Source organism: Saccharopolyspora gregorii, from assembly GCF_024734405.1.
GTDB classification, from domain to species: domain Bacteria; phylum Actinomycetota; class Actinomycetes; order Mycobacteriales; family Pseudonocardiaceae; genus Saccharopolyspora_C; species Saccharopolyspora_C gregorii.
Genome location: NZ_CP059556.1, coordinates 690798 through 716953, shown reverse-complemented (window position 1 = coordinate 716953; position 26156 = coordinate 690798). Strand labels below are relative to the sequence as shown.

The 26156-nt window shown below is 70.6% G+C and carries 26 protein-coding genes, 1 tRNA gene and 1 pseudogene; 7 read left to right on the top strand and 21 right to left on the bottom strand.

Annotation, left to right across the window (positions count from 1 at the left end):
* Positions 1-47: 47 nt before the first annotated feature.
* From H1226_RS03260 to H1226_RS03200, 13 genes and pseudogenes are all read right to left on the bottom strand, one after another.
* A complete protein-coding gene (locus H1226_RS03260; protein WP_258345898.1) occupies positions 48-1136 on the bottom strand; it encodes an MSMEG_0565 family glycosyltransferase in 1089 nt (362 codons plus the stop codon).
* Positions 1133-1969, bottom strand: coding sequence for a carbon-nitrogen hydrolase family protein (locus tag H1226_RS03255; protein ID WP_224961787.1), 837 nt, complete (start codon positions 1967-1969; stop codon positions 1133-1135). Before H1226_RS03255 ends, H1226_RS03260 begins: the two co-directional genes overlap by 4 nt.
* A complete protein-coding gene (locus H1226_RS03250; protein WP_258345886.1) occupies positions 1966-2811 on the bottom strand; it encodes a carbon-nitrogen hydrolase family protein in 846 nt (281 codons plus the stop codon). Before H1226_RS03250 ends, H1226_RS03255 begins: the two co-directional genes overlap by 4 nt.
* The gene (locus H1226_RS03245; RefSeq protein WP_225044711.1) at positions 2808-4262 is read right to left on the bottom strand and encodes an MSMEG_0567/sll0787 family protein; all 1455 of its coding nucleotides are present in this window, start codon (positions 4260-4262) and stop codon (positions 2808-2810) included. Before H1226_RS03245 ends, H1226_RS03250 begins: the two co-directional genes overlap by 4 nt.
* Positions 4259-5356 carry an MSMEG_0568 family radical SAM protein gene (locus tag H1226_RS03240; protein WP_224961781.1) on the bottom strand — a complete coding sequence of 366 codons (1098 nt, stop codon included), beginning with the start codon at positions 5354-5356 and terminating at the stop codon, positions 4259-4261. Before H1226_RS03240 ends, H1226_RS03245 begins: the two co-directional genes overlap by 4 nt.
* 141 nt (positions 5357-5497) lie before the next feature.
* Positions 5498-6019, bottom strand: coding sequence for an MSMEG_0572/Sll0783 family nitrogen starvation response protein (locus H1226_RS03235; RefSeq protein ID WP_258345861.1), 522 nt, complete (start codon positions 6017-6019; stop codon positions 5498-5500).
* A 25-nt stretch (positions 6020-6044) separates the two neighbouring features.
* Positions 6045-6872: an amidohydrolase family protein gene (locus tag H1226_RS03230; protein ID WP_258345859.1), complete on the bottom strand. Its 828-nt coding sequence runs from the start codon at positions 6870-6872 to the stop codon at positions 6045-6047.
* Between the two features lie 8 nt (positions 6873-6880).
* Positions 6881-8191 carry an MSMEG_0569 family flavin-dependent oxidoreductase gene (locus H1226_RS03225; RefSeq protein ID WP_258345857.1) on the bottom strand — a complete coding sequence of 437 codons (1311 nt, stop codon included), beginning with the start codon at positions 8189-8191 and terminating at the stop codon, positions 6881-6883.
* Entirely contained in the window at positions 8188-8481 is a 294-nt protein-coding gene (locus tag H1226_RS03220; RefSeq protein ID WP_258345837.1) for an MSMEG_0570 family nitrogen starvation response protein, read from the bottom strand. Before H1226_RS03220 ends, H1226_RS03225 begins: the two co-directional genes overlap by 4 nt.
* 303 nt (positions 8482-8784) lie before the next feature.
* A complete protein-coding gene (locus H1226_RS03215) occupies positions 8785-10728 on the bottom strand; it encodes a YhgE/Pip family protein (RefSeq protein ID WP_225044716.1) in 1944 nt (647 codons plus the stop codon).
* Positions 10725-11414, bottom strand: a complete 690-nt coding sequence (locus tag H1226_RS03210; RefSeq protein WP_258345817.1) for a P-loop NTPase family protein — start codon at positions 11412-11414, stop codon at positions 10725-10727. The genes H1226_RS03215 and H1226_RS03210 overlap by 4 nt, the downstream gene beginning before the upstream one ends.
* Before the next feature lie 281 nt (positions 11415-11695).
* Positions 11696-12980: pseudogene (locus tag H1226_RS03205) on the bottom strand (cytochrome P450).
* 257 nt (positions 12981-13237) lie between these two features.
* Entirely contained in the window at positions 13238-13903 is a 666-nt protein-coding gene (locus H1226_RS03200; RefSeq protein WP_258345815.1) for a hypothetical protein, read from the bottom strand.
* A 197-nt stretch (positions 13904-14100) separates the two neighbouring features.
* Between H1226_RS03200 and H1226_RS03195 the strand changes: the two genes are divergently transcribed.
* Both H1226_RS03195 and H1226_RS03190 read left to right on the top strand, forming a co-directional pair.
* Positions 14101-14553 (top strand): Hsp20/alpha crystallin family protein, encoded by a 453-nt coding sequence (locus H1226_RS03195; RefSeq protein WP_258345813.1) that lies wholly within the window; start codon positions 14101-14103, stop codon positions 14551-14553.
* Between the two features lie 432 nt (positions 14554-14985).
* Entirely contained in the window at positions 14986-15822 is an 837-nt protein-coding gene (locus tag H1226_RS03190; protein WP_258345811.1) for a site-specific integrase, read from the top strand.
* Between the two features lie 49 nt (positions 15823-15871).
* On the opposite strand, the gene H1226_RS03185 is transcribed toward H1226_RS03190, so the two are convergent.
* The 3 genes from H1226_RS03185 to H1226_RS03175 all read right to left on the bottom strand — a co-directional run bounded on the left by H1226_RS03185 (position 15872) and on the right by H1226_RS03175 (position 17828).
* A tRNA-Val gene (locus H1226_RS03185) sits at positions 15872-15946 on the bottom strand.
* A gap of 331 nt (positions 15947-16277) precedes the next feature.
* Positions 16278-16478, bottom strand: coding sequence for a DUF4177 domain-containing protein (locus H1226_RS03180; protein WP_224957924.1), 201 nt, complete (start codon positions 16476-16478; stop codon positions 16278-16280).
* Positions 16479-16607: 129 nt separating this feature from the next.
* Positions 16608-17828, bottom strand: a complete 1221-nt coding sequence (locus tag H1226_RS03175; RefSeq protein WP_224957925.1) for an NADP-dependent isocitrate dehydrogenase — start codon at positions 17826-17828, stop codon at positions 16608-16610.
* A 176-nt stretch (positions 17829-18004) separates the two neighbouring features.
* Between H1226_RS03175 and H1226_RS03170 the strand changes: the two genes are divergently transcribed.
* The 3 genes from H1226_RS03170 to H1226_RS03160 all read left to right on the top strand — a co-directional run bounded on the left by H1226_RS03170 (position 18005) and on the right by H1226_RS03160 (position 19650).
* The gene (locus H1226_RS03170; protein ID WP_258345800.1) at positions 18005-18838 is read left to right on the top strand and encodes a metal-dependent hydrolase; all 834 of its coding nucleotides are present in this window, start codon (positions 18005-18007) and stop codon (positions 18836-18838) included.
* Positions 18839-18984: 146 nt separating this feature from the next.
* Positions 18985-19386, top strand: a complete 402-nt coding sequence (locus tag H1226_RS03165) for a hypothetical protein (RefSeq protein ID WP_258345797.1) — start codon at positions 18985-18987, stop codon at positions 19384-19386.
* Positions 19387-19452: 66 nt separating this feature from the next.
* A complete protein-coding gene (locus tag H1226_RS03160; protein ID WP_184482931.1) occupies positions 19453-19650 on the top strand; it encodes a DUF1918 domain-containing protein in 198 nt (65 codons plus the stop codon).
* Between the two features lie 34 nt (positions 19651-19684).
* On the opposite strand, the gene H1226_RS03155 is transcribed toward H1226_RS03160, so the two are convergent.
* Complete coding sequence (locus H1226_RS03155) at positions 19685-20359, bottom strand: TetR/AcrR family transcriptional regulator (protein ID WP_258345794.1); 675 nt, start codon at positions 20357-20359, stop codon at positions 19685-19687.
* A 101-nt stretch (positions 20360-20460) separates the two neighbouring features.
* On the opposite strand from H1226_RS03155, the gene H1226_RS28410 reads away from it, so the two are divergent.
* Together H1226_RS28410 and H1226_RS03145 are read left to right on the top strand one after the other, a co-directional pair.
* The gene (locus H1226_RS28410; protein WP_258345793.1) at positions 20461-21489 is read left to right on the top strand and encodes a medium chain dehydrogenase/reductase family protein; all 1029 of its coding nucleotides are present in this window, start codon (positions 20461-20463) and stop codon (positions 21487-21489) included.
* A 117-nt stretch (positions 21490-21606) separates the two neighbouring features.
* On the top strand, positions 21607-22449 hold the full coding sequence (locus H1226_RS03145) for a DUF4253 domain-containing protein (protein WP_258345792.1): 843 nt from the start codon (positions 21607-21609) through the stop codon (positions 22447-22449).
* A gap of 218 nt (positions 22450-22667) precedes the next feature.
* Here H1226_RS03145 and H1226_RS03140 read toward each other — a convergent pair whose 3' ends face one another.
* The 4 genes from H1226_RS03140 to H1226_RS03125 form a co-directional block, all read right to left on the bottom strand.
* Positions 22668-22964, bottom strand: a complete 297-nt coding sequence (locus tag H1226_RS03140; RefSeq protein WP_258345791.1) for a DUF3017 domain-containing protein — start codon at positions 22962-22964, stop codon at positions 22668-22670.
* Positions 22965-23034: 70 nt separating this feature from the next.
* On the bottom strand, positions 23035-23886 hold the full coding sequence (locus tag H1226_RS03135) for a bifunctional methylenetetrahydrofolate dehydrogenase/methenyltetrahydrofolate cyclohydrolase (protein WP_258345789.1): 852 nt from the start codon (positions 23884-23886) through the stop codon (positions 23035-23037).
* Positions 23887-23930: 44 nt separating this feature from the next.
* Positions 23931-24884 carry a DMT family transporter gene (locus H1226_RS03130; RefSeq protein ID WP_258345787.1) on the bottom strand — a complete coding sequence of 318 codons (954 nt, stop codon included), beginning with the start codon at positions 24882-24884 and terminating at the stop codon, positions 23931-23933.
* Positions 24881-26110: an MFS transporter gene (locus tag H1226_RS03125; RefSeq protein WP_258345786.1), complete on the bottom strand. Its 1230-nt coding sequence runs from the start codon at positions 26108-26110 to the stop codon at positions 24881-24883. Before H1226_RS03125 ends, H1226_RS03130 begins: the two co-directional genes overlap by 4 nt.
* Between the last annotated feature and the right edge of the window lie 46 nt (positions 26111-26156).

Below are 26156 nucleotides of genomic sequence, written 5' to 3'. Positions count from 1 at the left end.
GGGTTCAGAGAAGATCGTGGCCAGGGAAGCACGCGGGGCCGCTCCGCTCAGGAACGGCCCCGCCTGAGGGAGCGGTAGAACGCGATGTGGCGCTCGGCCGCTGTCTGCCACGTGTGCGCGGCGGCCAGCGTTCGCCCGGCCTCCCGGCGATCCAGGTCGTCATCGGCCAGCGCGGCCGCGAGCTCGGCCGCGAAGGACTCCGCCCCGTCGGCGAAACGGGCCGCGGCACCGAAAACCTCCTTCAGCACCGGGAGCTCTCGCACTACCAATGGAGTTCCGGCCGCCAACGCTTCCATCGCGGCCAATCCGAATCCCTCCTTGGTGGACGGGAACGCGAAGGCGCTCGCGGCGGCGACCAAGCCGGGAAGTTCGTGCTCGGCGACTGGTCCCAGCACCACCGGTTCGACGCCGAGCTCCACCGCGCGGTCCTCCCAGCGCCGCCGGTAGTCGCGGTAGTCGAAGAGGGTTTCGCCGCCTGCGATGACCAGTGCGACATCGGGTTGCCGCTCGCGCAGCAGCACGTATGCCTCCAACAGATCCAGCGATCCCTTGCGCGGCTCGATTCCGCCGACGGTGAGCACGTAGCGGCCCAGCCTGTCGGTCCAGTACCGCCGTTCCTGTTCGGTGGTATAGGCGAACCGCTCGTAGGCGACCCCGTTCGGGATTACCTCGGCTTCAACGCCCCATCCCGCACTCAGCTCGTCGGCGACCGAGTGCGAGACGCAGACGTGTGAGTGCGGGGTGATGATGGCGCGCTCGTGGCAGGCTGCCAGCTCCGGTGTGCTGAAGTGGTCGATGTGGTGCACCGTGCGCACGCAGTCGCCGACCGCGTTGGCGCTGATGCAGTCCTGGGCGTGCACCACGTCGTACTCGTCCGGGGTGAACGCCGCACCGAGCGCCTCGATCGAGCGCAACACCCGCTCGCCCACCGTTTCGCCGCCCGGCCGGTCGGGAAACGGAACGATCCGCACCTCGACGGCGTCGTGGACCGGCCGGAAGAATCCGGTGTCACCGCCGCGTCCCAGAGTCCAGACCGCCACATCCTCGCCTGCTGCCGCCAGCGCTTCGGCCAGTGCCAGCGTGTGCACCACACCGCCACGCGGTTTGGTCGAGTAGCTCACCAACGCGATCTTCATCTGCCACCCCCGCGGTAGGACGACGGCCGCAGCTCGCCCAAGTGGTGCAGCACTCGCCGGGCACGTTCGATTTCAGCCGCCACATCGACCTCGGCGATGGCTAGCCCTGCTTTGGACCAGGTGCGGGCCAGGACGTCCCCGCCGGGTCCGACGACCTTCGCCTGGCCCAAGAACCGCATAGCACCCGTGGTCCCCGTCTGGTTGGACGAAGCGAGCACGACCTGGTTCTCCGCCGCGCGCGTCTGGTCGTAGAGGTCGAAGAGCTTGGCCTGCCGGTCCTGGGCCATTCGCGGTGCGCGATTGGTGATGCTGGTCGGCCAAGCCGATAGACAGGCCAGCACCTCCGCACCATCCAGCGCCAACGACCGCGCGGCTTCGGGAAAGGTCTTGTCGTAGTCGATGAGCATGCCCACCCTGCCGATCGGGGTGTCACATGCCGCGAAGGACTCGCCCGGCGAGTAGACCTGCGTCTCACCAGCGGGCAGGTGCACCTTGCGGTGCCTGCCGAGCACACCGTCCCCGTTGACGCACACCGCGGCGTTGTAGCGCACGTCGCCGCCGTCCTCGCAGTAGCCGACGCAGACGACCATGTCGGCAGCCAGCGAGGCGACTCGCCGGATCATCGGCGAGTCGGGAGCGAGCGCGGGCGGCAGCGCGTCCGCGCCGGGGTGACGCAGCTCCGCGAGGTAGCCGCCGAGGGCGGCGTCGGGCAGGACCAGCAACCCGGCACCGGCCAGACGAGCATCGTCGATCAGCTTGGCGATGCGAGCCAGGTCGAATTCGAGGTCACGTCCGAAATGCGCTGCCGCAGCGCCGATGCGGACCAGGCTCATGACAGGCCCGCGCCAGCCAGGTAGGCATCGGGCCGCCGGTCGCGGAGGTGTCCCATGTGCCTGCGCGCCGCTTCGAGCGCGCGGTCGACGTCGACGTCAGCGACCGCGACCCCTCCTTGGACTCCGGTGTCGGCGAGCACCTCGCCTCCAGGATCGACGACCTTGGCGCTGCCGACGAAGCGCAGCGAACCGAAGGTTCCCGCCTGGTTCGCCGAAAGCCACAGCACCTGGTTCTCCAAAGCCCTGGCCCGGTCGAACAGGTCGAAGCGGCGCTTCCACCGGTCCTGCGCGAGATCCGCCGCGGCGTTGGTTCGCGACCCCGGCCAAGCGGACACGCAGACCCCGATCTCCGCACCGTCGAGAGCCAACGCGCGAGCCGCTTCGGGGAACGCCTTGTCGTAGCAGATCAGCATGCCCAGCCGTCCGGCGGGCGTGTCGAAGGCGTGGAAGGAGTCGCCGGAGTCGTAGCTGGCGTTCTCGCTCAGCGGCTGATGCACCTTGCGGTGGTTGCCGAGCACGCCGTCGCCGCTGACGCAGACCGCGCTGTTGAACTTCCGGTCCCCAGCCCGCTCGCAGTATCCGGCTACGACGGTCATGTTCCCGGCGAGAGCGGCCAGCCGCCGCACTTCGGGCCCGTCCAGCTCCAGCGCGGGAGGTCCCGGGTCGTCGGCGGCGGAGCCGTCGAGACCGAGCAGGTAACCGCCGAGACATGCCTCCGGCAGGGCCAGCAGCTGGACACCCGCGGACCGAGCCCGCTCGACGAGCTTCTCGACGATCAGGAAGTCCTGTTCCAGGTCGCGGCCGAATTCGGCGGCGACGGCGGCAAGGCGCAACGTGCTCATGCATCCCCCATTCCAGTCACCGTCGTGGTGATCGCTGCTGTGATCTCGCCGTCGGGCCACCGCAACCCGACGCCCCCGCCCCGCACCAGTTCTCCGCACGTGGCACCGGTGGCGGGTCCCGCCGGCAGCGGGTCGCTCCCCGCGTCATCGGTGGTGAGGACCGCGAAGCCGGGGAAGCACGTCAGCCAGTCGCCCACCGTCGCTCCGGCGGGGCGCGGCACGCGGGCGACGTCGAGTACCGCCGCACACCCGCTGGCTTCAGCGAGCATGCCCAGGGTGCCCACGACCCCGGCCATCGAGACGTCCTTGGCCGCCGCCGGTCTCGCGGCGGCCACCGCGCCGAGCATGGCGCGCAGTTCTGGCGTGCGCCGGTGACTGGTGGAATCCCACTGCCGACCTCGGTAGCCGTGGCGCCAGCCACCGCCGAGATCCGCGGTCAGCCGGACCTCGTGTCCCGCGCGGCCACCGCCGCCCGGGACGGGATGGGCGGTGCGCCCGAGCGCGGTGACGGACAACGAGCCGGGCACGCCGAGCTGCGTGTGCCCGCCGAGCAGCGGAATCCCGCCGTAGGCGTCCGCAGCACGCCGCAGCCCGGCGACCAGGCGTCCGGCGTGCGCGGTGTTCCTGGCACCGATCGCGTCGAGCAGCCCGACCGGTTCCGCTCCCATCGCGGCGAGGTCGTTGACGTTGGCCAGTACCGCGCACCAACCGGCCCACTCCGGGTCGCGCTCGACCATCGCCGGGACGATCGCGTCACACGCCGCCACCAGGTCACTGCCCGGGACCGGGGCTCCGTCGTCACCCACGAATCCGGCGCCGCCGAATGCACCAGGAGGTCCGGTGGCCGCGTCCAGCAGCGGCCCCAGCGGAGCTTTGGTCGCCTCCACGAGATCGTGCACGCGACGCACGGGCCAGCGCATCAACGTGTGCGGCACACCGGCCACGTCGACCTCGCGAACCCGGTCCCAGCCCAGTCGTGCGAACAGGGGCTCGTTGCACACTTGCACCGTCGCGTCGAACCGCAGCGCACCGGCGGCCTCGGCGTGCGCGCAGGCGGCGCGCACCAGCGCCGGACCCACTCCGCGCGTTCCGCGCACCGCACCATCGACGACCAGTCTTCCGCCGTACCACCAACCGATATCAGGGCCGTCGGTCGCCGGACCGAGCCGGACTCCCCCGAGCACTCCACCATCGCCGGAGCGGGCCACCAGGACGACCGTCCGCGAATCATCGTCCCGATCATCCCGGTCGGTTCCGGCGAAGAGGCCCTGTTCCCGCACGAACACCTGGTGCCGCAGGCGTCGGTACGCGGCGAGGGCCCCGGCGTCGGCCGCTTCGATTCGAAACGGTGGCTGCCCGGACAGGGTCGCGCGGTCACCGAGCAGCGACAGGACGTCCGGCATCGGCGGGCCTCCGGGCGGAAGCAGCTCTTCGTAGGCGATCACACTCATCCTCCCGCCGTCCTCAGCACCGAGCAGGCACCGCAGGCCGCGCACCCCGCGCCCTGATCCGCACCCGACATTCCGGCCCTCCTGAGCAGCCCGGCCACCGCGTCCGTCACGTATGCCAGCAACTCGGCGCTGGGCGCCTCAACGCCGTCACGGGCGGCCAGTGTGCCCGCCATCGGCCGCAAGGGGACGACGAACGGGTACACGCCCCGCTCGATGAGCCCGGCGGCGCCGTCGATCAGCTCGTCGGGGTCCTCCCCGAGGCCGACCAGCAGATAGGTGGACACCCGGTTGTGGCCGAAGACGAGCACGGCCTCGTCCCACGCCGCTTCGTACTCGCTCAGCGGAACCTGCGACTTCCCGGGCATCCACCGACGCCGCACCCGCTCGTCGAGGGCTTCGACGTGAATGCCGATCGCGGTGGCCCCGGCGTCCTTGAGCTCACCGATCCAGCGGAGTTCACCGGGTGGTTCGCACTGCACCTGAATCGGTAGACCGGGCACCGCCGCGAGCACCGCGCGGACAGAGCGCACCAGGTTTCGCGCACCGCGGTCCGGCCCCGTGGTGGTGCCGGTGGTCATCACCATCTGCCGCACCCCGTCGAGCCGAACGGCCGCCTCGGCCACCTCGGCCAGCTGCGCGGGAGTCTTCGCCGCCACGGTGGCGCCACCGCGCAACGATTCCTCGATGGTGCAGAAGCGGCAGCGGTCGGATTCGGCGTAGCGGATGCAGGTTTGCACCACGGTGGTGGCGAGCACGTCAGCGCCGTGCAGCCGGGCGATCCGCTCATAGCTCACGCCTTCGGCGGTGCTCAGGTCGTAGAAATTGGGCCTGCGCACCGGAGCGAGTTCGACTCCGACGTCCTCCTCCCCCAGCCAGACCCGACCGTCGCGCACCGAGTACGGGCTGGCGGGGTTGGTGGGCAACGCGGCACCGGCGCCGTCGACGAGGACGTGGCCGTCGTCGCTGGGCCCTGCGCCGGCGGGACGCGCGACCTCGGCGTCCAGCCGGACCCCGTGCAACGCCAGCTCCGCACGGGTCATGATCCGCACGTCCACCGGCGTGCTGGTCCGCCCCTGTTCGGTATCGACGCTCACGACACACCTCCATGAAAAACCCGCGATCCCCCGCACGCGGCGCCCCGGCACCCGCGCTCGGAACGAAGTCCGAGCGCGGGTGCCCGGACGGCACGACCGCGCGCTGCGGCGAATTCCGGGATGGGAACTTGGGAACTGGGCTCAGAGCTGATAGGTGGAGTTGATGATCGCGCCCTTCCGGGCGTAGTGGATGATCGCGTCCTGGACGTCGAGCGGGTGGGTGGGGATGACGCCTTCGATGAGGTCTTCCTCCCGCGCGCCGTGCAGCGAGAGGCCGAACCGGCAGCAATACACCTTTCCGCCCTCGGCGATGAAGGTCTTGAGCTGGTCGTTGATGTTGTGCTCCCCGGGGAACGCGGAGTTCCCCGTGGTCGGGAATCCGCGGGTGGCCAGGCAGTTCAGCGAACCCGGCCCGTAGAAGTACACGGCCGACTCGAATCCCTTGCGCAGCGCGCGGGTCGCCTGCAGCACGGCCACGAAGCTCACCGAGGACTCGTGCGCGATGCCGTGCACCAACGTGAAGTAGGTTTCCCCGTTTTCCGCCTCGTAGTCGGGGAACACCTTGGTAGCTCCGTAGATGCTGGACCCTTCCGGCAGCGACGGGTGCGGGATCTCGTCGCGGGACGTGCGCTCGACATCGGTGAGTTCGACGGTCTCGGTCATATTTTCTCCTCTGATCACGGTGCTTTCAGTCGTAGAGCGCGGCGAAGGTCTCGCGGAACACGAGCTCGCCGAAGTAGCCGTCACCGGCTGCGGACCGCATCCGGGCGTACTCGCCGGGAAAGTCACCCCACGGTTGGTCGCTGGCGAAGAGCACGCGGTCGTGTCCGATGCCGCGGTGCTCGATCTCCCGGGCGAGCCAGTGCGGGGCGAAGCCGATGGCCCAGGAGAGGTCGGTGTACACGCGCTTTCCGGCGGCGACCCAGTCGAAGAAGCGCGAGCCGGCCAGCTTGATGTGGCCGCTCATGCCTCCTCCGAAGTGCACCAGGTGCACCGCGCAGCGATCGGCGTACCAGTCGACCAGGTTGCCCACCTGGTCGATGTCGGAGGCGGCGCCCGGCGAGGTGTGCACGTGCACGACCAGGCCGTGGCGCTCGGCGACCGCGAAGATCTCGTCGAGCAGGGGTCGGCACTCCGGCGCCGTCGGTGATCCACCGAGTAGGAAGCTCAGCTTCAGCGCCCGCACACCGGTTTCACCGGCCAGCGCGAGCGCCTTCGCCGTGCGCGCTCGATCTTCCGGTCGTGCGGACACCCACAGCCCGGCGCGCACCCGGTCGTCCCGCTGGGCGGCTTCCAGGACCAGCTCGTTGTGCGCGAAGGCGACGTCAGGGTCGGGCACGCCGTAGTTGGGCAGTACCAGGGCTCGTTCGGTCCCCTCCGCGTCCAGATCGGACAGCAACTGGTCGACCGTGGCTCGGGCGGTGGTATCGGCGTTGATGGCCGGACCACCGTAGAAGGGATACGCCGGCAGCACCCCGAGATGCCGGTGCGCGTCGAAGACCAGGTTGTCGCTCACTGCTCACCTCAATTCGGCGACGGGACGGCGGAACGTGACGGTGATCTGCCGGTGAGCGCACCGCACACGTCGGTGATGCAGCGGGACGCGGCGATCCGCTCGACGAGGTACCGCGCATCCCTGCCGACCCCTTCCATCCGGCCGGAGCCCCAGGTGTGCTGCCAGGGCAGCCCGAGGAAGTGCAGCCCGGGTGCGCTGGTCACGCCACGGCGGTGCACCGGATGACCGCGACCGTCGAAGACGGGGACCTCGATCCAGCGGTAGTCCGGGCGGAACCCGGTAGACCAGATCACCGTCGTGATCCCGGCCTCGGCCAAGTCCAGCTCGCGCGGATGGGTCGCCGGGTCCGGCTCCCACACCGGCGTGTACCGGGCCTCGGTGGGCGCGTCGATGCCGCGAGCCGCTATGTGCGCGTCGATGGCATCCTTGATGGACTCCATCACCTGGTCCGCCGCGTCCAATCCGGACTTGAGGTCGTCACCGAACGCGGCCCGGCCGTCGCGGATGTCGAGCAGATGCCCGTACAGCCGCATGCCCTGGCCCGCGAAGGTGCGCAGATCGATGTCCCGTCCGCCATCCCTGCCGGTGACGTAGTGGTTCACCCGCTTCCGCACCTGGGCGGGTTCCGCGAACTCGTCGATGGTCTTGGCGTAATGCCCCATCTCGTCCAGCCACGCCACGCAGTCGCGGCCCCGATAAAACCGCGCCACCCGGGGCGCGTTGCCGACGGCCAGGTGCACACCGCGTCCCGCCAAGTGCAGGTCCTCGGCGATCTGTGCGCCCGACTGACCGCTGCCCACGACCAGCACATCGCCGGCCGGGAGTGCCGAGGGACTGCGGTAGTCGGCCGAGTGCAGCTGTTCGATACCGGCCGGGATCCGTTCGGCCGCAGCCGGTCTGCTCGGATCGTGGTAAGCGCCGGTGGCGACCACCACCTGTTCGGCGATGATCTCTCCCACCGTCGTGTCCAGCAGGTACGAGCCACCGGTGGACCGTCGCAATCGCGTGACACGCACCCCTTCCAGCACCGGTGCGCCAAAGGATTCGGCGTAGCTCTCCAAATAGGACACGATCTCGTCACGGAGCATGAAGCCGTCCGGATCGGCTCCCCGGTACTCGAATCCCGGCAGCGCGCACTGCCAGTTGGGGGTGACGAGGCAGAACGAATCCCAGCGACGGGAGCGCCAGTCGTGGCCCAGCCGCTCGGCTTCGAGCACGACGTGCCGGATTCCGCGCTGCCGCAAGCAGTAGCTGGCCGACAGTCCCGCCTGCCCACCGCCCACCACCACGACCGGGTAGCGCGACTCGCGCGGGGTCATCGCCGCCTCCCCGCAGGGGAGTGCATCGCCTCCACGACGACCCGCCCATCGGACGGATGCTCGCGGGCGGTCGCGTTGATCTCGGCCAGCTGCCCTTCGGCAGCGGTGCAGCCGAAGCCGCCGAACTTCGCCCGCACCCGTTCGTCGGCGATCCGCAACGCCTGCCTGCTGCGTTCGACGAAGTCGGTGACCTGGTAGGTACGGCCGACCTCGAGGTAATCTTCGATGATCGTGGATGGCGAGTAGCACTGCTGGACCGCACCGTCCGGCCAACGCACTCGAAACCGCATCTCTGGCATCGGTCCTCCAGTAGCGGGAAGACGAGGCGGAACCTCGTCGCTGCCGACGAGAACCATTCCAACGACCAGCTGTTTCCGGACGACGACATCCGGAAAAACAAGCGGTTCCGGCGCACGCGACCCTGTTACGACACCGCGAACGAGGCGCGCCGGCCGTCAGCGCGCCGCACCACGCGCTCGCTAACCGGGCCCGCACCTCACTGCCGGGCGCGGCTCAACTCCTGGAGTCCCACCACGACGGCGGCTTGCTCTGCGTCTCCCGCGCAGCTGGAAGCGGTGCGGGGGCACCGGACTTCACAGTTCGACGTCCGGGTGCAGCCGCCCGACCGTCCACACCCGCTGTCTGCGCACTACGAGTGCGGTCGTCAGGAGGAATGCCGCCCAGAATCCACCGAGCACCGCGAAGTCCCGCACCAGATGTTCCACCAGGCCACCGGAGATCGTCATCCTCAGCCCGTCGACGAGATAGGTCATCGGCAACAGCGGATGGAGTGCCTGGAAGAACCCGGGAGTGGTCGGCACGGGGTACAGCCCGCCCGACGAAGTCAGCTGCAACACCAGCAGCACCAGCGACACCACATCTCCGGGAACGCCGAAAGCGGTGCGCAAACAGTGGTCGATCGCAGTGAACGCGGCGACACCGGCCAGCATCAGAGCCACGCAGGCGAGCGCGTGGCGCGGCGCCAGTCCTAGTCCGAGGTCCACGACGGCGTAGAGGATCAACGCTCCCGCACCTCCCAGGATCGCCGCGGGCAGCCATCCGGCGACCGCGATGGTGAGCGAGCCGACCCGCCCGGCCAGCGCCCGCAGGTTGACCGGCCGCAGCAGCAGGAACGCGAACAGCCCGAACACCCACAGCGCGATGCTGAAGAAGAACGGGGCGAAACCGCGTCCGTAGGGTCCCGCCGGATTCAGGTTCTCCCGCTCGATGCGCACCGGGGTCCCCAGTACGCGCGCCGCTTCGGTGATCTGGTCGGAGTCGGTCTCCGGGATACGGACGAAAGCCTGGTCCACCGTGCGCGTGAGGTCGGCGGCAGCGGAGTTCGCCTGGTCGGCGGCGGTCCGCATTGCGCCGGACCCCTCCTCCAGCGCGCCGATCCCGGAGCTGATCGTCCGGGCTCCCTCAGCCACGGCATGTGCTCCGGAGTCGACCGTTCGGAGCGGTACGTTCGCGTCCAGCACCTTGCGTTGGGCCCGACCGATGTGGTCGCGGGTCTCGTTCGCCTCGGCCAGGGCCTGGTCCGCCCGCTGCTGGTTCCAAGCAGCTTCTTGATCGGCCCTGCCGGCACGCACGTCGAGATCATGTGCGTGGTCGCGGGCCCGCTGCACCACCGGTTCGTCGGCCAGCTCGGGGTGGATGCGCACGAGTTCGTCGACGTCCTGCACACCGCGCGCGGTGCCGCGTTTGACCGCGCCGGTGGTGGCGTGCGCGAAGGCAGCACCGCGGGCCACCGTCGTGGCGGTGTCGACCAGCTGGTCCGCGGCCGCAGGGAGACGGTCCGCGACCGCGCGGTTGAGCTCATCGGTGACCTGATCGACCTGCCCGGTCGCCTCGGCCAGCTGAGCGGCGCCGTCGCTGACTCGCCCGGCACCGTCGTGCAAGGCACTGGTCCCGGACATCAGCGAACCGGTTCCCTGCTGTGCGACCTCGGTGGCGCCGAGCAACCGGTGGGAACCGTCGGACGCCGTGGCCAACCGGTCCTTCACTTCGGACAGCTCACCATAGATGCTGCGTACGTAGGCCCCGTGCGCCGCCGCGTTGATCTGGTCCTGCAGTTGCGGCTGCACGACCTCGGTCATGATTCCGGCGATGTAGTTGTTCGCGTCGTTGAGCCGGATGTCGATCCCGGCCTGTTCGGGAACGGTGTTGCTCGCGGTCGCGAGCTTGGTGCTGAAATCCGGTGGGATGGTGATCGTGAAGTAGTAGCGCCCCTGCGCGAGCCCCTCTTCGGCCTCCGCCGCGTCGGTGAAGCTCCACTGGAACGTCCCAGCCGCCTTGAGCTGCTGCTCTACTTCGCTACCAGCGTCGACGCGCTGACCCTGCGCGGTGTGCCCGGTGTGGTCCTGGTTGACCACGGCGACCGGGATCCGGTCGAGCTCGCCGTAAGGATCCCAGTTCGCCCACAGGTACGTGGCGCCGTAGAGGAGCGGGATCAGGCACAGCAACGGCGGGACCGCTCTCCGCAGCGGACCCCGAAATCTGCGCAGTTCCAGCAGGGCCAGTTTGACGGCGGTCATGTGGCTCCCCGTCCCCCGTTCCGTTCCGCGCGTTCGGCACCGGCCAAGCGTTCCCCGCTGCGCTGCGGCAGCACGACGGGCACCGCGTCCGGGAGGTTCGGTGTGGGGTCGGTGCCGCTGAGCAACAAGGTGATTCCTGATTCGCGCACCCGGGCTAGGCCGCTCCACACCCGCGCCCGCCCCTCCCGTGCGCATCCGTCGTCGGGCTCATCGACGACCACGGCGCCCGGCCCGCGCGCCACCGCCAGTGCGACCGTGAGCAGAACGTTCGCCACGGAATCCAGGTCCTCGACCCGCACTCTGCCAGGCACGTCGATGCCGACGAGGTCGAACGCGGCGGACACGGCGGGCCGGTCGACCCGATCGATCCAGCAACGCTCCGCGATCAAGTCGTCGACTCGCAGCCGATCCTCCAGCTGACAGGCCGGTCCCGCGCGGGCGAGCGCGACAGTCTCGCGAACCGCAGCGGCCTCGCGGGGCAGGTAGTGCTGACCGACGCGCACCGCACCACTGACGAACCGCATCCGGCCTGAAAGCGCGAGCAGCAGCGAAGTCCGGCCGGAGCTGGCAGGGCCGCGAACCAGCAACGCGCCACCGGCTTCGACGGCGGTGGAGACGTTCTCGAAAACCGGCCCCCTCCCACCGCGCACCGACAGTCCCTCAGCGATGACATCCGCCCCTGGCACCGGGGCACCATAACCACGACGTCATCCGAACACGCAGCACCACGCCCGCCGCCAGACGACGATCTGCGCCACCGGTAGGCTCGGATCCGTCGATCCGGGGCCCGCTCAACAGAAGCGGGCAGCGGAATCGGTGCCGAAGGCGATGGCGGAGCCGCGCTCGGGTTGCCATCGCAGCACCCGGTGGTCTCCACCGGGCACACGAACGATCTCCAGCGCAGAAGACGGGCCAGGCCCTCGGGTCCCTGGAACCGCACCTCCCGGACCGCGGCTCCGAAACCAGCTCAGGACAACCACACCGGCAGCGAAAACAATCCGTGGACGATGGACAGCTGCCGGAAATCGAGCTCGGATTCCGGAATGGCCAGCCGCATCCGCGGGAACCGGTTCGCCAGCGACAGGTACGCGCGCTCGAGTTCCATCCGTCCGAGCTCCGCCCCGATGCAGCGGTGGATGCCGTGGCCGAACGCCAGGTGCGCGGTGCGACCGCGTGCCATGTCGAACTCGTCCATGCCTTCGCCCAGGGCCGGGTCGCGGTCGGCGGCGCTCAGCGAGCACAGCACCACGTCCCCCGCCGAGATCTCGACGTCCGCCGATGACCGTGTCTTCCTCTGCGAACCGCGGAAACGCGACCTGTACGACGGTGGCGTAGCGCAGCGCTTCCTCGACGAACGCGTTCGCGCTGCCGGGGTCTTCGCGCAGCTGTTGCGGGATCGAGGGATCCCGCAACATCAGCAGTGCGCCGATTGCGATCACGCTCGCAGTCGTCTTGAAGCCTCCGGTGAGCAGCCCGTTGGCCAAGCCCACCAGTTCGTCGTCGTCCACCTCGTCACCGTGGTCGCGCACCACCGCGCCCAGCAGGCCGTCGCGCGGGTCTCGCCGCTGCTCGGCCAGCACGCCGCGCAAGTACTCCAACGAGTCGGTCATCGCGTTGAACGAGTGCTGTGCCCGCCCGGATAGGTCGGACCGCGCCTCGCTCAACTCCTGGATGCGTTCGGAGTCGTGCCGCGGCATGCCGAGCAGCTCGCAGATCACCGCAGCGGGGATGACCGCCGCGAACTCCGCGACTAGGTCCACCGGGCCCGACTTCGCCGCCGCAGCGTCCAGCGCCTCATCGATGATCTCCTGCACCCGCGGCCGGATCCGGGCAATCCTGCGCTTGGTGAACTCCGGCTGCAAGAGCTTGCGCAACCGCGTGTGCCGGGGTGGATCGGCGAACCCCAGTCCCGGGCTGCTGCTGACGGATTCCGCGCCCAGCACTCGACCGAGGTCGTTGCTGAACCCACAGGACGAACCCAGCACGTGCTTGCACTCCGCATAACCGGTGACCAGCCACACGCTCCGGCCGATCGGCAGCGGCAGCCGCCGCACAGGCTTGATCGACCGCCCACGAGTCAGCTCCGGCACCGGGGACACCCCGTCCCGTTGCAGCACCGCCTTCGCCGATTTGGGCAGGTACCGCAGCTGGGACAATTCCACACCGCTGCCCTGCTTCACACTCCGGTAGCGGCCCGCGAACCAGGAGAGCAGGCCCGAACTCACCGCATCCAAGCACAGCAGCTGCGGCATCCGCCTCCGCGAGAACGAACTCAAGCACTTCAACCGCAAAAAGACACCCGCAGACGCTCACGCACGCTGTTCCCGATAAGGTACATCGCCTTCGCCGCCTGCCGGTGTGCCCACCTTCCATTTTCCCGGTGTCCGGCGGTTCGGGACCCCCGCTCGTGCGCGTTCGCCGCTGCTGGGCGATTGACGGCTTCGCACGCGGTCGACCCGACGTGAACCCCGCGCTCGCTCGGCGAGCCGTTGTCCACCACCGCGCACGGCTACGCGGCCGCGGGCAAAAGGGCCGGTCGGCCGCCAGATGCGGTCCCGGCCGCGGGCAACGTGACCAACCGACCGCACTCGCTGGCGGCGATCCAGTCGTCCAGGGTTGCGGCACCGCCGAGAGAGGGGTCGCTCAACTCGCTTGCCACCGGCAACCCCGTAGCCGCGGAACGGACTGCAGGTACCAGCGCGTTCCACCACAAACGGTGGTTGCTCACCGCGGCCGCGACCACCAACGCCCCACGCTCATCGTGTTGGTCCAGGCACCAGGCGAGGGTGTCGCCGGGAACGCCCGCAACGACGACGACTCCGCCAGGACTGGCCTCCGGCAGGGCCGCAAGCTGATCCCGCGCACGACGGTCACCGAAGGCTTCGAGCACGACGCGGGACGCGTGATCGCGCTCGTCGCTGTGCTCGTCAAGCGCCTCGCGAATCCAAAGCCCCGGACCGAGCGGCCACTCAACGTGCTCGACCACCGCCTCCCACGGCCATGGCTCGACGCGGCGCCTCAACAATTCCGACATCCGCTCACGAGCTCCTGACAGCGTGTCGGCCTCCACCGCGGCGTCATCGGCGATCGCATAGCCCCGCCACTGCTCCCAGTCGCCCGCCTCCGCAGCGCACCAGCGGTAGATCACGTGCAGCACCGGCACCGGAACGCTCACCACCTTCCTGCGATCGACCCGGCTCGTCAGCGGGCCTCACCCTCGGACTTGAAATTCTCCGTTCGTGAGTACAGAATAGATTCATCGGCGAACCTGTCAAGTTTGGCATCCGAACTGCCCCGAAGAAAGGCGTACGGGTGCGCCGCCATGGCGCTGCCCGTCGGTCGACCAGCTCCACATGGGAAAGGAGAGTTGTGATGACGCTCGCGTTCGACCCGTTGTTCCGGGATCTCAACCGCTTGACCACCGAGGTGTTCGGCACCAGCCGCGCGCCGCAGGGCATGGCCATGGACGCCTACCGCGCCGGCGAGAACTACATCGCCGAGTTCGACCTGCCCGGCATCGACCCGGACTCGCTGGAGGTCAGGGCGGAGAACAACACGCTGACCGTGCGAGCCCAGCGTCAAGGCCGCACCGAAAGCGATACGAACGGCGAGATCAGCTACATCGCCGCCGAGCGACCTCGCGGGACCTTCTCCCGGCAGCTGGCTCTGGGTGACGGGCTGGACTTGGACAACATCACCGCGGACTACGCCGACGGAGTCCTGACCGTGACCATGCCAGTGGCCGAGCAGGCCAAGCCCCGCCAAATCCAGGTCGGCCGCCGTGACACCGGCGGCCGCAAGGTCATCGACAGCGGCGGCAGCTGACCCCACCCGTTCCGCGTGCCCGGGTCGCAGATCGGCCCGGGCACGCCCTACCGGCCGCAGCAGGAGAGACCCGAACGCTCCGGCGCCGAGGGGACTGGAACCGCACTCGACGACATCGACCATCCCGCCTACACCGTGGGACGAGCTGCAGAGATGCTGCGCGTCACCCCCGGACTTCCTGCGCAGCTGGACGACACCGGCCCGCGTGCCGGCCCTGTTGGGCGATCCCGAGCTGACCGCGCTGGCCATGGCCTGCCGCATCGCCGGCCTCGAACGGGACCTCCACGACACCCGGCCACCTTCGTGGAACCTTTACAACCCGCACGGAGAGCGCGATCCCGACATCAAGGGGGAGGATGCCCCTCTGATCGTCGCGTTCGACGACCGCCTCGACGCACCACTCGGTCCATCCGATGACCGAACGGATATTTCATGCAGCCGATGCAGGTATCATGCCAAAAAGACGGGCACGCGACGACCGGCCTGCACGGCTTGGTGCTGTGCCTGATCGATTTCTACACCGGAGCCCGGTGGGGCGAACTCGCCGGTCAGATGCGCCACGAATACGACCCTGACAACCAGGCGATCGTCATCCAGGCCCCGCTCAAGGAGATCGGCGGCAACCTGTTCAAGAACGGACGCCGCGTCGGGCCCGGAGGCACGTTCGAAGACGGAGCGATCTCCCCCCAGGTCTCACGGCGCCGGGGGAATACGCGGAGGAAGGGCCGCACCAAGACCCCGGCCGGAACGAGGTGGGTGGCACTGCCGCCGAGCATCGCGGTGCTCTACGAGACGCTACTGGCCTCGCACGACCACCCCTTCACGTTCTGCACCCCGGAAGGGCATCCGTGGCGCCGGTCGAACTTCCGGCAGCGCTACTGGCGTCCTGCCTGGGACGGCGTGCACCCGGATGCACCCACGCACAAGCGCCACGTTCCGGCGATCTTGTCGGAGTTCAGCTTCCACGAAGGCCGCCACACCCACAACACGTGGCTGACCGAAGACGGCGTCCCTGAAGTGGCGCGACGTGCACGGCTGGGACAGAAGATGAAGGGCATCGCCCGGGTCTACGACCACGTCACCCCGACGATGACCGAGCAGTTGCTCACCGCGCTGGAAGAACGCTTCACCCGCTCCGTCGACGCCCTCTCGAGCGGAGAACGGGCCCAGCTGCTGATGTGGTTCCCACGCCTGCGGAAGACCCTGCAGCCTGGCGATGAGACGGTCAGCGAAGATCGCATCGCCATGTCGTCGCCATTCGCAATCTGATCAACAGCCAGCCCGTAAGGGGAATGGGCCGCTGACCTGCAAGAAAAGTTGGTGCGCGATACTGGGATCGAACCAGTGACCTCTACCGTGTCAAGGTAGCGCTCTCCCGCTGAGCTAAACGCGCTTGCTGTTGTGGTGCCAGCCTAGCGGACCGGAGATCACGTCCGATCGGCGACCCCCGCCGCGCGCCCGGCGGGCGGGCCGGGGCACGCCGGTGCTCACTACCCGTCTTCGAGCCTGCCCGGCAGGTCCTGTCGGTGTCCTGTCAGCGGCGAAGCCGCTGAGCGGAAGACCACCCGAGCAGCCGGACCACCCGCGGGTTCTCAGCGGTTCCCCCGCGAGGACAGCGTTTTCGCCTGTGGCGGAGCCACCGGTGAAAACGATCCCGCAGCGGGGGAACCGCTGAGGTTCCGCCACCCGCCCAGCCGCGCAGAACGAGGGCGAAGACCAGAAGATCAGACCTCGCGTTCGAAGGTGATCAGGAGTCCTTCTACTCCGCCGGGCCCCAGCCGCCCCTTCACGTCGGCGCCGGTGATGGTCTTCATCCGCCAGCCGTCGGCGGCGTGCTCGTTGAGGACGCCTTCGAGCTTGTCGCCGGACATCTTGCCGCCGAGCCACTTCTCCCGGAGCTCCACGACCTTGTACTGGTACGGCATCCGTTTCCTCCTCCGCATCGGGTGCTGCGGTGATCTCATCACGGGGCCGCCCCGGAACGCGAAAACGCCACTCCCACCCCGGGAAGCGGGGCGAGGGTGGCGCGTTCAGCGGATGCCTTCAGGCGAAGATCAGCGGTCGGCCATCTTCTTCTGCAGGTTCTCGTCCAGCGAGGCCAGGAACTCCTCGGTGGTCTGGTAGCCCTGGTCGCCGCCGACGAGCAGCGCCAGGTCCTTGGTCATCTTGCCGCTCTCGACGGTCTCGACGACGACCTGCTCCAGCGCCTGGGCGAAACCGGTGACCTCCGGGGTGGAGTCCAGCCGGCCGCGCTGCTCCAGGCCGCGGGTCCAGGCGAAGATCGACGCGATCGGGTTGGTCGACGTCGGCTTGCCCTGCTGGTGCTGGCGGTAGTGGCGGGTGACCGTGCCGTGCGCGGCCTCCGCCTCGACCTTGCCGTCCTCGGTCATGAGGACCGAGGTCATCAGGCCCAGCGAGCCGAAGCCCTGCGCCACGGTGTCGGACTGCACGTCACCGTCGTAGTTCTTGCACGCCCAGACGTAGCCGCCCTCCCACTTCATGGCCGTGGCGACCATGTCGTCGATGAGGCGGTGCTCGTAGGTCAGGCCCTTGGCGTCGAAAGCCTCCTTGAACTCGTTCTCGAAGACCTCTTCGAAGACGTCCTTGAAGACGCCGTCGTAGGCCTTGAGGATCGTGTTCTTGGTGGACATGTACACCGGGTACTCGCGCTCCAGCCCGTAGCGGAAGGACGCGCGGGCGAACTCCTCGATGGAGCGCTTGTAGTTGTACATGGCCATGGCCACGCCGCCGTCGGTCGGGAACTGCGCGACCTCCTGCTGGATCGGCTCGGAGCCGTCCGCGGGCGTGTAGGTGATGGTGACCGTGCCGGGGCCGGGGACCTTGAAGTCCGTGGCCTTGTACTGGTCGCCGTGCGCGTGGCGGCCGATGATGATCGGCTTGGTCCACGTGGGCACGTAGCGCGGGATGTTCGAGATCACGATGGGCTCGCGGAAGATGACGCCACCGAGGATGTTGCGGATGGTCCCGTTCGGGCTCCGCCACATCTTCTTCAGGCCGAACTCCTCCACTCGGGCCTCGTCCGGCGTGATCGTGGCGCACTTGACGCCTACGCCGTGCTGGGCGATGGCCTTCGCGGCGTCCACCGTCACCTGGTCGTCGGTGGCGTCCCGGTGCTCGATGCCCAGGTCGTAGTAATCGAGGTTCACGTCCAGATACGGGTGGATCAGCTTGTCCTTGATGAAGGACCAGATGATCCGGGTCATCTCGTCGCCGTCGAGCTCGGCGATCGTTCCCTGGACCTTGATCTTGCTCATGTGGCGGGGTGCTCCTCTCGCGAGAATGCAAGCGGTACAAGCGTACTGCTATCGGTACCGATTGTGCCCCGGCCCCGGCTCCCGCGACACCGCCCTGAGACGAAAACGCCCACCCGGCCACTCGCCGCGAGATCACCTTCTAGGCTCGCGGAGGCCACGATCACGGGGAGGCGGCTTTGTCGACGGGACCCACACACGCCATGAGCGGACTGGCCGCGTGGGCGGCGGTGACCGCGCTCGCCGACCAGCACCTCATCGGCCAGCTGTCCCCGAAGACGTGGGTCGTCGGCGCCACGCTCGCGTCCGGTGCCGCTCTACTACCCGACATCGACCACCCCAAATCCACCGTGGCCAGCACCTTCGGCGCGCTGTCCCGGGGCGTGTCCGCGATGTTCAGCGGGTTCAGCGGGTTCATGTACCGGCTCACCCGCACCAAGCACGACAGCGACCGGGAGGGCACGCACCGCGGGTTCACCCACACCGTCGTGTTCGCGGTGCTGGCCGGGCTGGTCACCACCGCCATCGTGCAGAGCACCAGCTCGATCGCGATCGGCGTGCTCATGTTCACCTTCGCCGGGCTCGCCGTGCGCGGCATCATGCACACCTGGAACCCGCGGCGGGACGCGCTGCTCATCGCGGTGGCCTCGCTGGGGCTGACCGCGGCCTGCTGGGCGTGGACCGGCGACCAGCCCACGGAGGCGGCGGCGCTCGGCGTCGCGGTGATCCTCGGCTGCGTCATGCACTTCCTCGGCGACGCCATCACCGAGCAGGGCTGCCCGATGCTGTGGCCGATCCCGCTGGACGGCCAGACCTGGTACGCGGTGGCGCCGCCGAAGGCGATGCGGATGCGCACCGGCGGCAAGGTGGAGATGGTGCTGGTCGGCCCCGCCCTGACGATCGTCGCCGTGGTGCTGGGCGCGGTGGTGCTCTACCGCGTCGGCGCCGCCCCGTGGATCGCGACGCTGGACCTGCCGCCCGAGGTCATGCGGTGGCTGACGCCGCGCCCCTGATCGCCGATCATCCGCTCCGGAGCCGCGGGACGCGCCCGCTGCGCCGACCGCGTGGAGTGACGCACAACGCCCACGACGGCACGAATCGCTCGATAGGGTGATGAGCAGGTGGCGCGCGGGCGCCGACGAACCCCCGGGGGAGATCGATGCGAGCCGGTCGGCAGCTCATGGTCGCGGCGGCGCTGGCGCTGCCGGTGCTCGCCGGGTGCGGGCAGCTCCAAAAAGGCCGGGACCGCCTGGACCAGGCCCAGCAGGGGCTGGACAAGGCCACCGCCTGCGTGGACGCGCTCGAAGCCGCCGGCTACACCCCGAACCTCGCCGACGTGGAGCAGGCGCAGGACGACGCCCGCACCAAGGCCGACGAGATCAGCGCGCTCGCCCAGCGCGTCGGCGACCGGACCCTGCAGGACCGGCTGCTCGACGTCCAAGCCTCCCTGGACCAGGTCGCCACCGGCCAGATCACGCTGCAGAACGGCCTCAACTGGTCGCAGCAGCACCTGGAGAAGACCGCCGCCGTGGCCGACACCTGCGCCGACGTCACCGGCTGATCGCGCAGGTCAGCGGACTGCGAACCGCCCCTCCCCACCCCTAGCCTGGATGCGGAGGTGAGCGTGATGAGAGCAGCCATCGGCGATCAACTGCACGTGCACAGCCGGACGGTGGAGGAGACCGACCGCACCGGGCTGATCCTGGAGGTGCGCGGCACGGCGGGCGCCCCGCCGTACCTCGTGCGGTTCGACGACGGGCACGAACGGCTCGTCTACCCGGGACCCGACTGCATCGTCGAGCCGCGGCGCGCGCAGGAGGCCTGACCGCGGACGGGTGCCGCCCGGCACCGGGCGGCACCTACCAGGGTTCGGCGAGCAGCGCGTCGAGCTCCGCGCGGAACAGCAGCTCCGGGTCGATGCCGGTCCCGGCGAACTGGCCCTGCACCTCCAGGCTCAGCACCCCGTGCAAGCGGGTCCAGGCCACCGCGCCGCGCCGCAGCGCCGCGGGCGGCAGCTGCTCCCCCGACCGCTTCGCGCGCAGCGCGATCAGCTGCTCGTCCAGCTCGGTGCGCGGCGGCGGGTCGGCGGGTACCAGCTCCGCGAACAGCGCCTGCAGCGCGCGCAGTGCGCGGTCGGCGAGTTCGTAGGTCTCCTCCGGCGCGGCGTATCCCGGCACCGGCGTGCCGTAGAGCAGCAGGTAGCGGTGCGGCTGCGCCAGCGCCCACCGCCGCCATTCCAGCGCCACCTCCCGCACCCGCCGGGCCGGCGCCTTCCTGCGGTGCCGTTCGGCGGCCCCTTCCACCGCCTCCGCCACGTCCCGGTAGGCGTCGACGATCAGCGCGCTCAGCAGCGCGTCCCGGTTCTCGAAGTAGCGGTAGAGCGCGGGGCCGGTGATGCCCATGCGCTTGGCGATGGCGTTCACCGAGATGCCCGCCGGGCCCGATTCGGCGAGCTGCTCCAGCGCCACCTGCTTGGCCTCGGCGCGGGTCTGGTCGCGGTAGCGCTCGCGGGGGCTGCGCTGGGGTGCGGACATGCGGTGCGGACCTCCCTGTTGACAGCGCGATAGTAACAGGGACACTCTTTCGTTAGAAGTTCTCACGCTTGTTACGAGCTCTCACTCCTGGAGGTTCGACCATGACCACCACCGCGATCACCGGCCGCGAACTCGTGCTCACCGGGCTCGGCGCCCCGCAGGACGTGCTCACCAGCAGGGAGACCGAGCACGCGGCGCCCGGCGCAGGCCGCGTGCTGGTCCGCGTCGAAGCGGCCGGGCTCTCCTTCGCCGAAGTGCAGATGCTCGGCGGCCGCTACCCGATGCAGCCCGCGTTCCCCTTCGTGCCCGGCTACGACCTCGTCGGCGAGGTCGTCGCCACCGGACCCGGCGTCACCACCTGCCGGCCCGGGCAGCGCGTCGCCGCGATGACCCGCACCGGCGCCTGGGCCGAGCACGTCGAGCTCGCCGCCGACCTCGCGGTGGTGCTGCCCGCGCAGGTGCCCGCCGACGAAGCGGTCGCGCTGGTCACCAACGGCGTCACCGCCTGGCAGCTGCTGCACCGCAGCGCCCGCGTCCCGCGCGGCGGCACCGTGCTGGTGCACGGCGCGGGCGGCGGCGTCGGCAGCACCTTGCTGCAGCTGTGCCGGCTCGCGGGCGTCCGCGCCATCGGCACCGCCTCCGGGCACCGGCACGAGCGGCTGGCCGGGCTCGGCGCCGAACTCGTCGACCACCGCACCGAGGACGTCGGCCGCCGCGTCCGGGAGCTCGCACCGTCCGGAGTGGACGCCGTGTTCGACCCGCTCGGCCCGGACAGCCTCACCCGCTCCTGGGAACTGCTCGCCCCCGGCGGGCGGCTGATCAGCTACGGCAGCGCGGGCACCCTCGACGACGCGGGCTCGTGGTGGAAGCCGTACGCGGACGTCGCCCTGCGCATCGCCCGCTGGGAGGCGCTGCGGCTGCTCGGCCGGGCCGGCGGGCGGCGCGCCCGGATGTACTACGTGCGGGCCGACGGCCGGTACCGCGACGACCTCGCCGGGCTGCTCCGGATGCTCGCCGACGGCGAACTGCACCCGTTGATCTCGCACCGGCTCCCGCTGCGGGACGCCGCCCGAGCCCTCGACCTGCACCGATCGGGGAAGTCCACCGGGAAGATCGTGTTGCTGCCCTGAGGCCGGGCCTGCCGCCGCGGCGGTGCGGATCACGAAAAGGCGGCAGGTTCACCGACCGCCCGGCGCCCCTGATTAGGGTGGGCGCGGCGTGACGTCCGGTGAGGAGGCGGTGACGAGTTGCACGACGACCAGGCCACCGAGACCCCTGCCGACCTCTCGGAGCTGCTCGCCAGAGCCTCCGGCGTCGCGCCCTCCGTCCCGCTGCCCGACGGCGAACTGCTCACCGAGCAGTCCACCCGCGCGAACGGGGACGAGCCGCCGCTGTGCTGGATCAGCTTCGACCGGCCGGCGCCGCGGCTGCTGGGGGCGCTGCGCGCCGACCACCGGCGCACCGGGCTGTGGCCGCTGCTGCTGTGCGACGACACCGAGACCTACGGCAGCCGGTGCACCGTCGGCGTCGTGCCCCCGGAACCGCTGGAGCACATCGACCTGTGGCGGGCCGAGGACGTGATGCTGCGGATCTGGGAGGGGCTGTGCCGGGCCGACGACGACCTCGGCCCCGCCTACGACATGGATTCGCTGGCGCCGTTCGACGCGAACTGCCCGGAGCTGGCGCCCGCCGGGAACCTGCTGGCCGACCCGGACATCCTCGCCAACCAGCAGGCCACCCGGTTCGTCGACGACGAGACGCGGCTCGGGCTGGTGCCGGTGCGGCGCGGGTCCGACGTGCTCACCGTGCTCGGCTGGTCCGGGGCGGCGAACCACGTGTCCCGCACCGCGGGCATGTCGGCGCTGCTGCGCAGCTGGGAGGACCGGTTCGGGGCGCGGCTGCTGCGTCTCGGGCCGGACCGGCTGGACGTGAGCGTCGCGGCCCCGCCGCAGGACCCGGCGCACGCCACGTCGGTCGCCGCGGAGCACTGGGCGTTCTGCCCGGACCGGGTCCTGCAGGACGCCGGCAGCATCGCCTCCTACGCCCGCGAGATCCGCGGCCGCCGCACCTGGTCCTTCTGGTGGGAATGAGCGAGCTCGCCCCGTCTTCGCCGTTCTTCCCGTCAGCGGCGAAGCCGCTGAACCGCCGACCACCCGAGCAACCGGACCACCAGCGGGTTCTCAGCGGTTCCCTCGCGAGGACAGCTTTTTCGCATGTGGCGGAGCCACCTGTGAAAAAGATCCCGCAGCGAGGGAACCGCTGAGGTTCCGCCACCCCACCACCGGACCAAGACGAGCGGGGATCAAGCTCAGAAATCCAGTGGGCCGCCGACGATGGTTACTGCTACTGCCAGCAGCACCAACCCGAACCCGCCGTAGAGGATCAGGTCGACCGTGCGGGAGCGGACCGCGATCAGCCCCACCTGCTCCCGGGGCAGGAACGCCCGCGCGGCCGCCGCCAGCAGCAGCGCGAGGCTCAGCAGCATCGAGCCCTCCCGCCACGCGTGCATCGCGATCCGCAGGAATCCGATCGCCGCGACCAGCAGCACCAGCGCGAACGGCACGTGCACCGCCCACTTCGCCCGGTCGCCGAAGCGTTCGTTCATGCCGGCCTCCCACGCTTGCCCGAACTGCCGGGTCATCGTAGATCCGAGCCCGCGGGGACCGTCCGATCCGTCACGCGGCATGGCGCTCCGCCGCTTCCACGACGTTGGTGAGCAGCATCGCCCTGGTCATCGGCCCGACCCCGCCGGGGTTCGGCGAGAGGTGCCCGGCGACCTCGGCGACGTCGGGGTGCACGTCCCCGGCCACGCCGTCCTCGGTGCGGGTGACGCCGACGTCGAGCACCGCGGCTCCCGGCTTCACCATGTCCGGGGTGATCAGGTTCGGGCGCCCGGCGGCGGCCACGACGACGTCGGCGGTGCGGACGATCTCGACCAGATCGCGGGTGCCGGTGTGGCAGAGGGTGGTGGTGGCGTTCTCGCCGCGGCGGGTCAGCAGCAGGCCCAGCGGGCGGCCGACGGTGATGCCGCGGCCGACGACGGCGACGTGCGCGCCGTCCAGGGGCACGTCGTGGCGGCGCAGCAGTTCGACGATGCCGCGCGGGGTGCACGGCAGCGGCGCGGGTTCGCCGAGCACGAGGCGGCCGAGGCTGATCGGGTGCAGCCCGTCGGCGTCCTTGTCCGGGGCGACGCGCTCCAGCAGCGGACCGGCGTCGAGGTGCGCGGGCAGCGGCAGCTGCACGATGTAGCCGGTGCAGGCCGGGTCGGCGTTGAGCTCGTCGAGCACCGCCTCCAGGTCGGCCTGGCTGCTGTCGTCGGGCAGGTCGCGGCGCAGCGAGGCGATGCCGACCTTGGCGCAGTCGTTGTGCTTGCCGCGCACGTACGACTGGCTCCCGGGGTCGTCGCCGACGAGCACGGTGCCCAGCCCGGGGGTGGCGCCGCGCGCGGCGAGTGCGGCGACGCGGCCGCGCAGCTCCTCGTAGATCGCGTTCTTGGTGGCCTTGCCGTCCAGGATCGTGGCGCTCACGGTTGCTCATCGTGGCAGACGCGGGCCCGGCTGGTCCGGCGGGATCACGCTCGGGCGAACCGGTCCGGCAGCGAGGCGACGGCGACCGCGACGAACGTGAGGGCGACGCCGACGACGGTGGTCAGCGGCACGCTCGTGCCGGGCGCGGGTGCCAGCAGGTCCAGCAGCAGCGCCCCGAACAGCTGGCCGGCGACCATGCCCATGCTCAGCACCAGCACCCCGGTGCGGTGCACCAGCGCGGCCGCACCGCCGATCACGAAGATGCCGAGCACTCCACCGAGGTACAGCCACGGCTGCGGCGGCAGCGGACCGGGCAGGCCGCGCACCCCGACCTCCACCAGCCAGGCCAGCAGCAGTCCCGTCGCCCCCACCCCGAAGTTGATCACCGCGGCGGAGGCGGGCGAGCCCGCGGTCTGCTTCACCCGGCCGTTCACCGCCTGCTGCCAGGCCACGCCGATCCCGGCGAGCGCGGGCACCAGGATCAGCCAGCTCGCGCCGGACCCGGTCAGCTCCTCCCACACCGCGACCAGCACCGCGAGCACCGCCAGCACCGCGCCCACCACGCGCGGCGCCGTCACCCGCTGCGGCCCGGCGGGTCCGAGCCCGATCCGGTCCACGACGAGCCCGCTGGCGACCTGCCCCGCGACGACGGCGACGGTGAACAGCGCGACGCCCAGCGCCGCCGCCGACAGGCCCTGCCCGAACACGAGGAACCCGCCCGCGACACCGCCGAGGCACTGCCACCAGCGCAGGCCCCCGTCGCGCAGGGCCGCCCGCACCGCGCGCAGGCCCGCGCGCGCGACGGGCAGGAACGGGGTGGCCAGCAGCAGCACGACCAGCCCGGAACCGAAGGAGATCAACGCGGCCCCGAGCCCGTCCCCGAGCTGCGCGCCGAGCGCGCCGTTGAGCCGCGACTGCACCGACAGCACCACTCCGACCAGCACGGCACCGGCCATGCCGAGGGCTCGGCCGCGGGTGGCGGAAGCTTCAGCACTCACGGGACGGGAGTGTCCTCCGCGGACCGGGTCCGCACGCTCGGATGTGCGGCGAGGCACACCGCGGCCAGCGCCAGCGCGGTCCCCGCCGCCGCGGCCGCAGCCGGTCCGGACGCGTCCAGCAGCGCCCCGGTCAGCGGCGCCGCGATCGCGGACCCGACCATGCCCGCGCTCGCCAGCCAGCCGAACGCCTCCACCCGCCTGCCCGCCGGGGCGAGTTCGCCGATCCGCGCGTTGTTCGCCGCGAACGTCGGCGCGATCGCCAGGCCGCCCACCAGCAGCACCGCGCTCACCAGCCACGGCGACCCGGGATCGGCGACCGGCGGCAGCACCGGCACCAGCACCGCCACGCCCGCCGCCACCAGCGCACCGCGCAGCCACAGCCGGGGCCGCCGCGCCGACGCGCCCAGCAGCAGGCCACCGATCAGCGAGCCGACCGCCCACACCGCGGCCAGGTAGCCGGCCAGCTCCGGGGTGCCGCGGTCCCGCGCCCAGCCGACCAGCAGCAGGTCCACCGAGATCACCCCGCCGATCATCAGGCAGGTGAACCCCAGCGCCAGCGCGAACCCGCGCGCGGCGAACAGCGGCTCACCCCCGGGCCGCTCTCCTGCCGCGGGCACCGCGTCGATCCCGGCCCGGCGCAGCACGAACGCGAACACGACCGCCCCGGCCGCGCCGATCACCCCGCACCACGCGGTCGCGGCGAACGCGCCCTGCACGGCGACGACGAACGCGGCGAGGATCGGGGAGACCACGAACAGCAGCTCCTGCGCCGTGGCCTCCACCGCGAACGCGGCCTGCCGGGCCGGGCCGTCCGCGATCCGCACCCACACGGCCCGCCCCACCTGGCCCGCCGGCGGGAAGGACAGTCCCGTGGCGAACGCCACGGGAACCAGCAGCCACCACCACTGCGCGGGCAACCGGCTGTCCGGACCGGCCAGGAACGCGATCGCGAACAGCCCCAGCCCGTAACCGCACCCCGTGATCAGGAGCACTCCGGTCGGCCCCGCGCGGTCCGCCGCCCGGCCGCGCACCGGACCCGCCACGGCTTGACCGACGGTGATCGCGCCGCCGATCACACCACCGGCCGTGTAAGAACCGGTGCGGTCCGCGATCAGGAACGTGAGCACCAGGTTGATCGCCGGTTGGTGCAATCGAGCCAGCAGACCTGCGCCGAGCAGCGTGAACGCGTGCGGAACCTGGGCCAACAACAGGTACGGGCGCAGCACGCGGTTCACTGTGCCGGTCGGCGTCCGCAACGGCCAGCGATTTTCG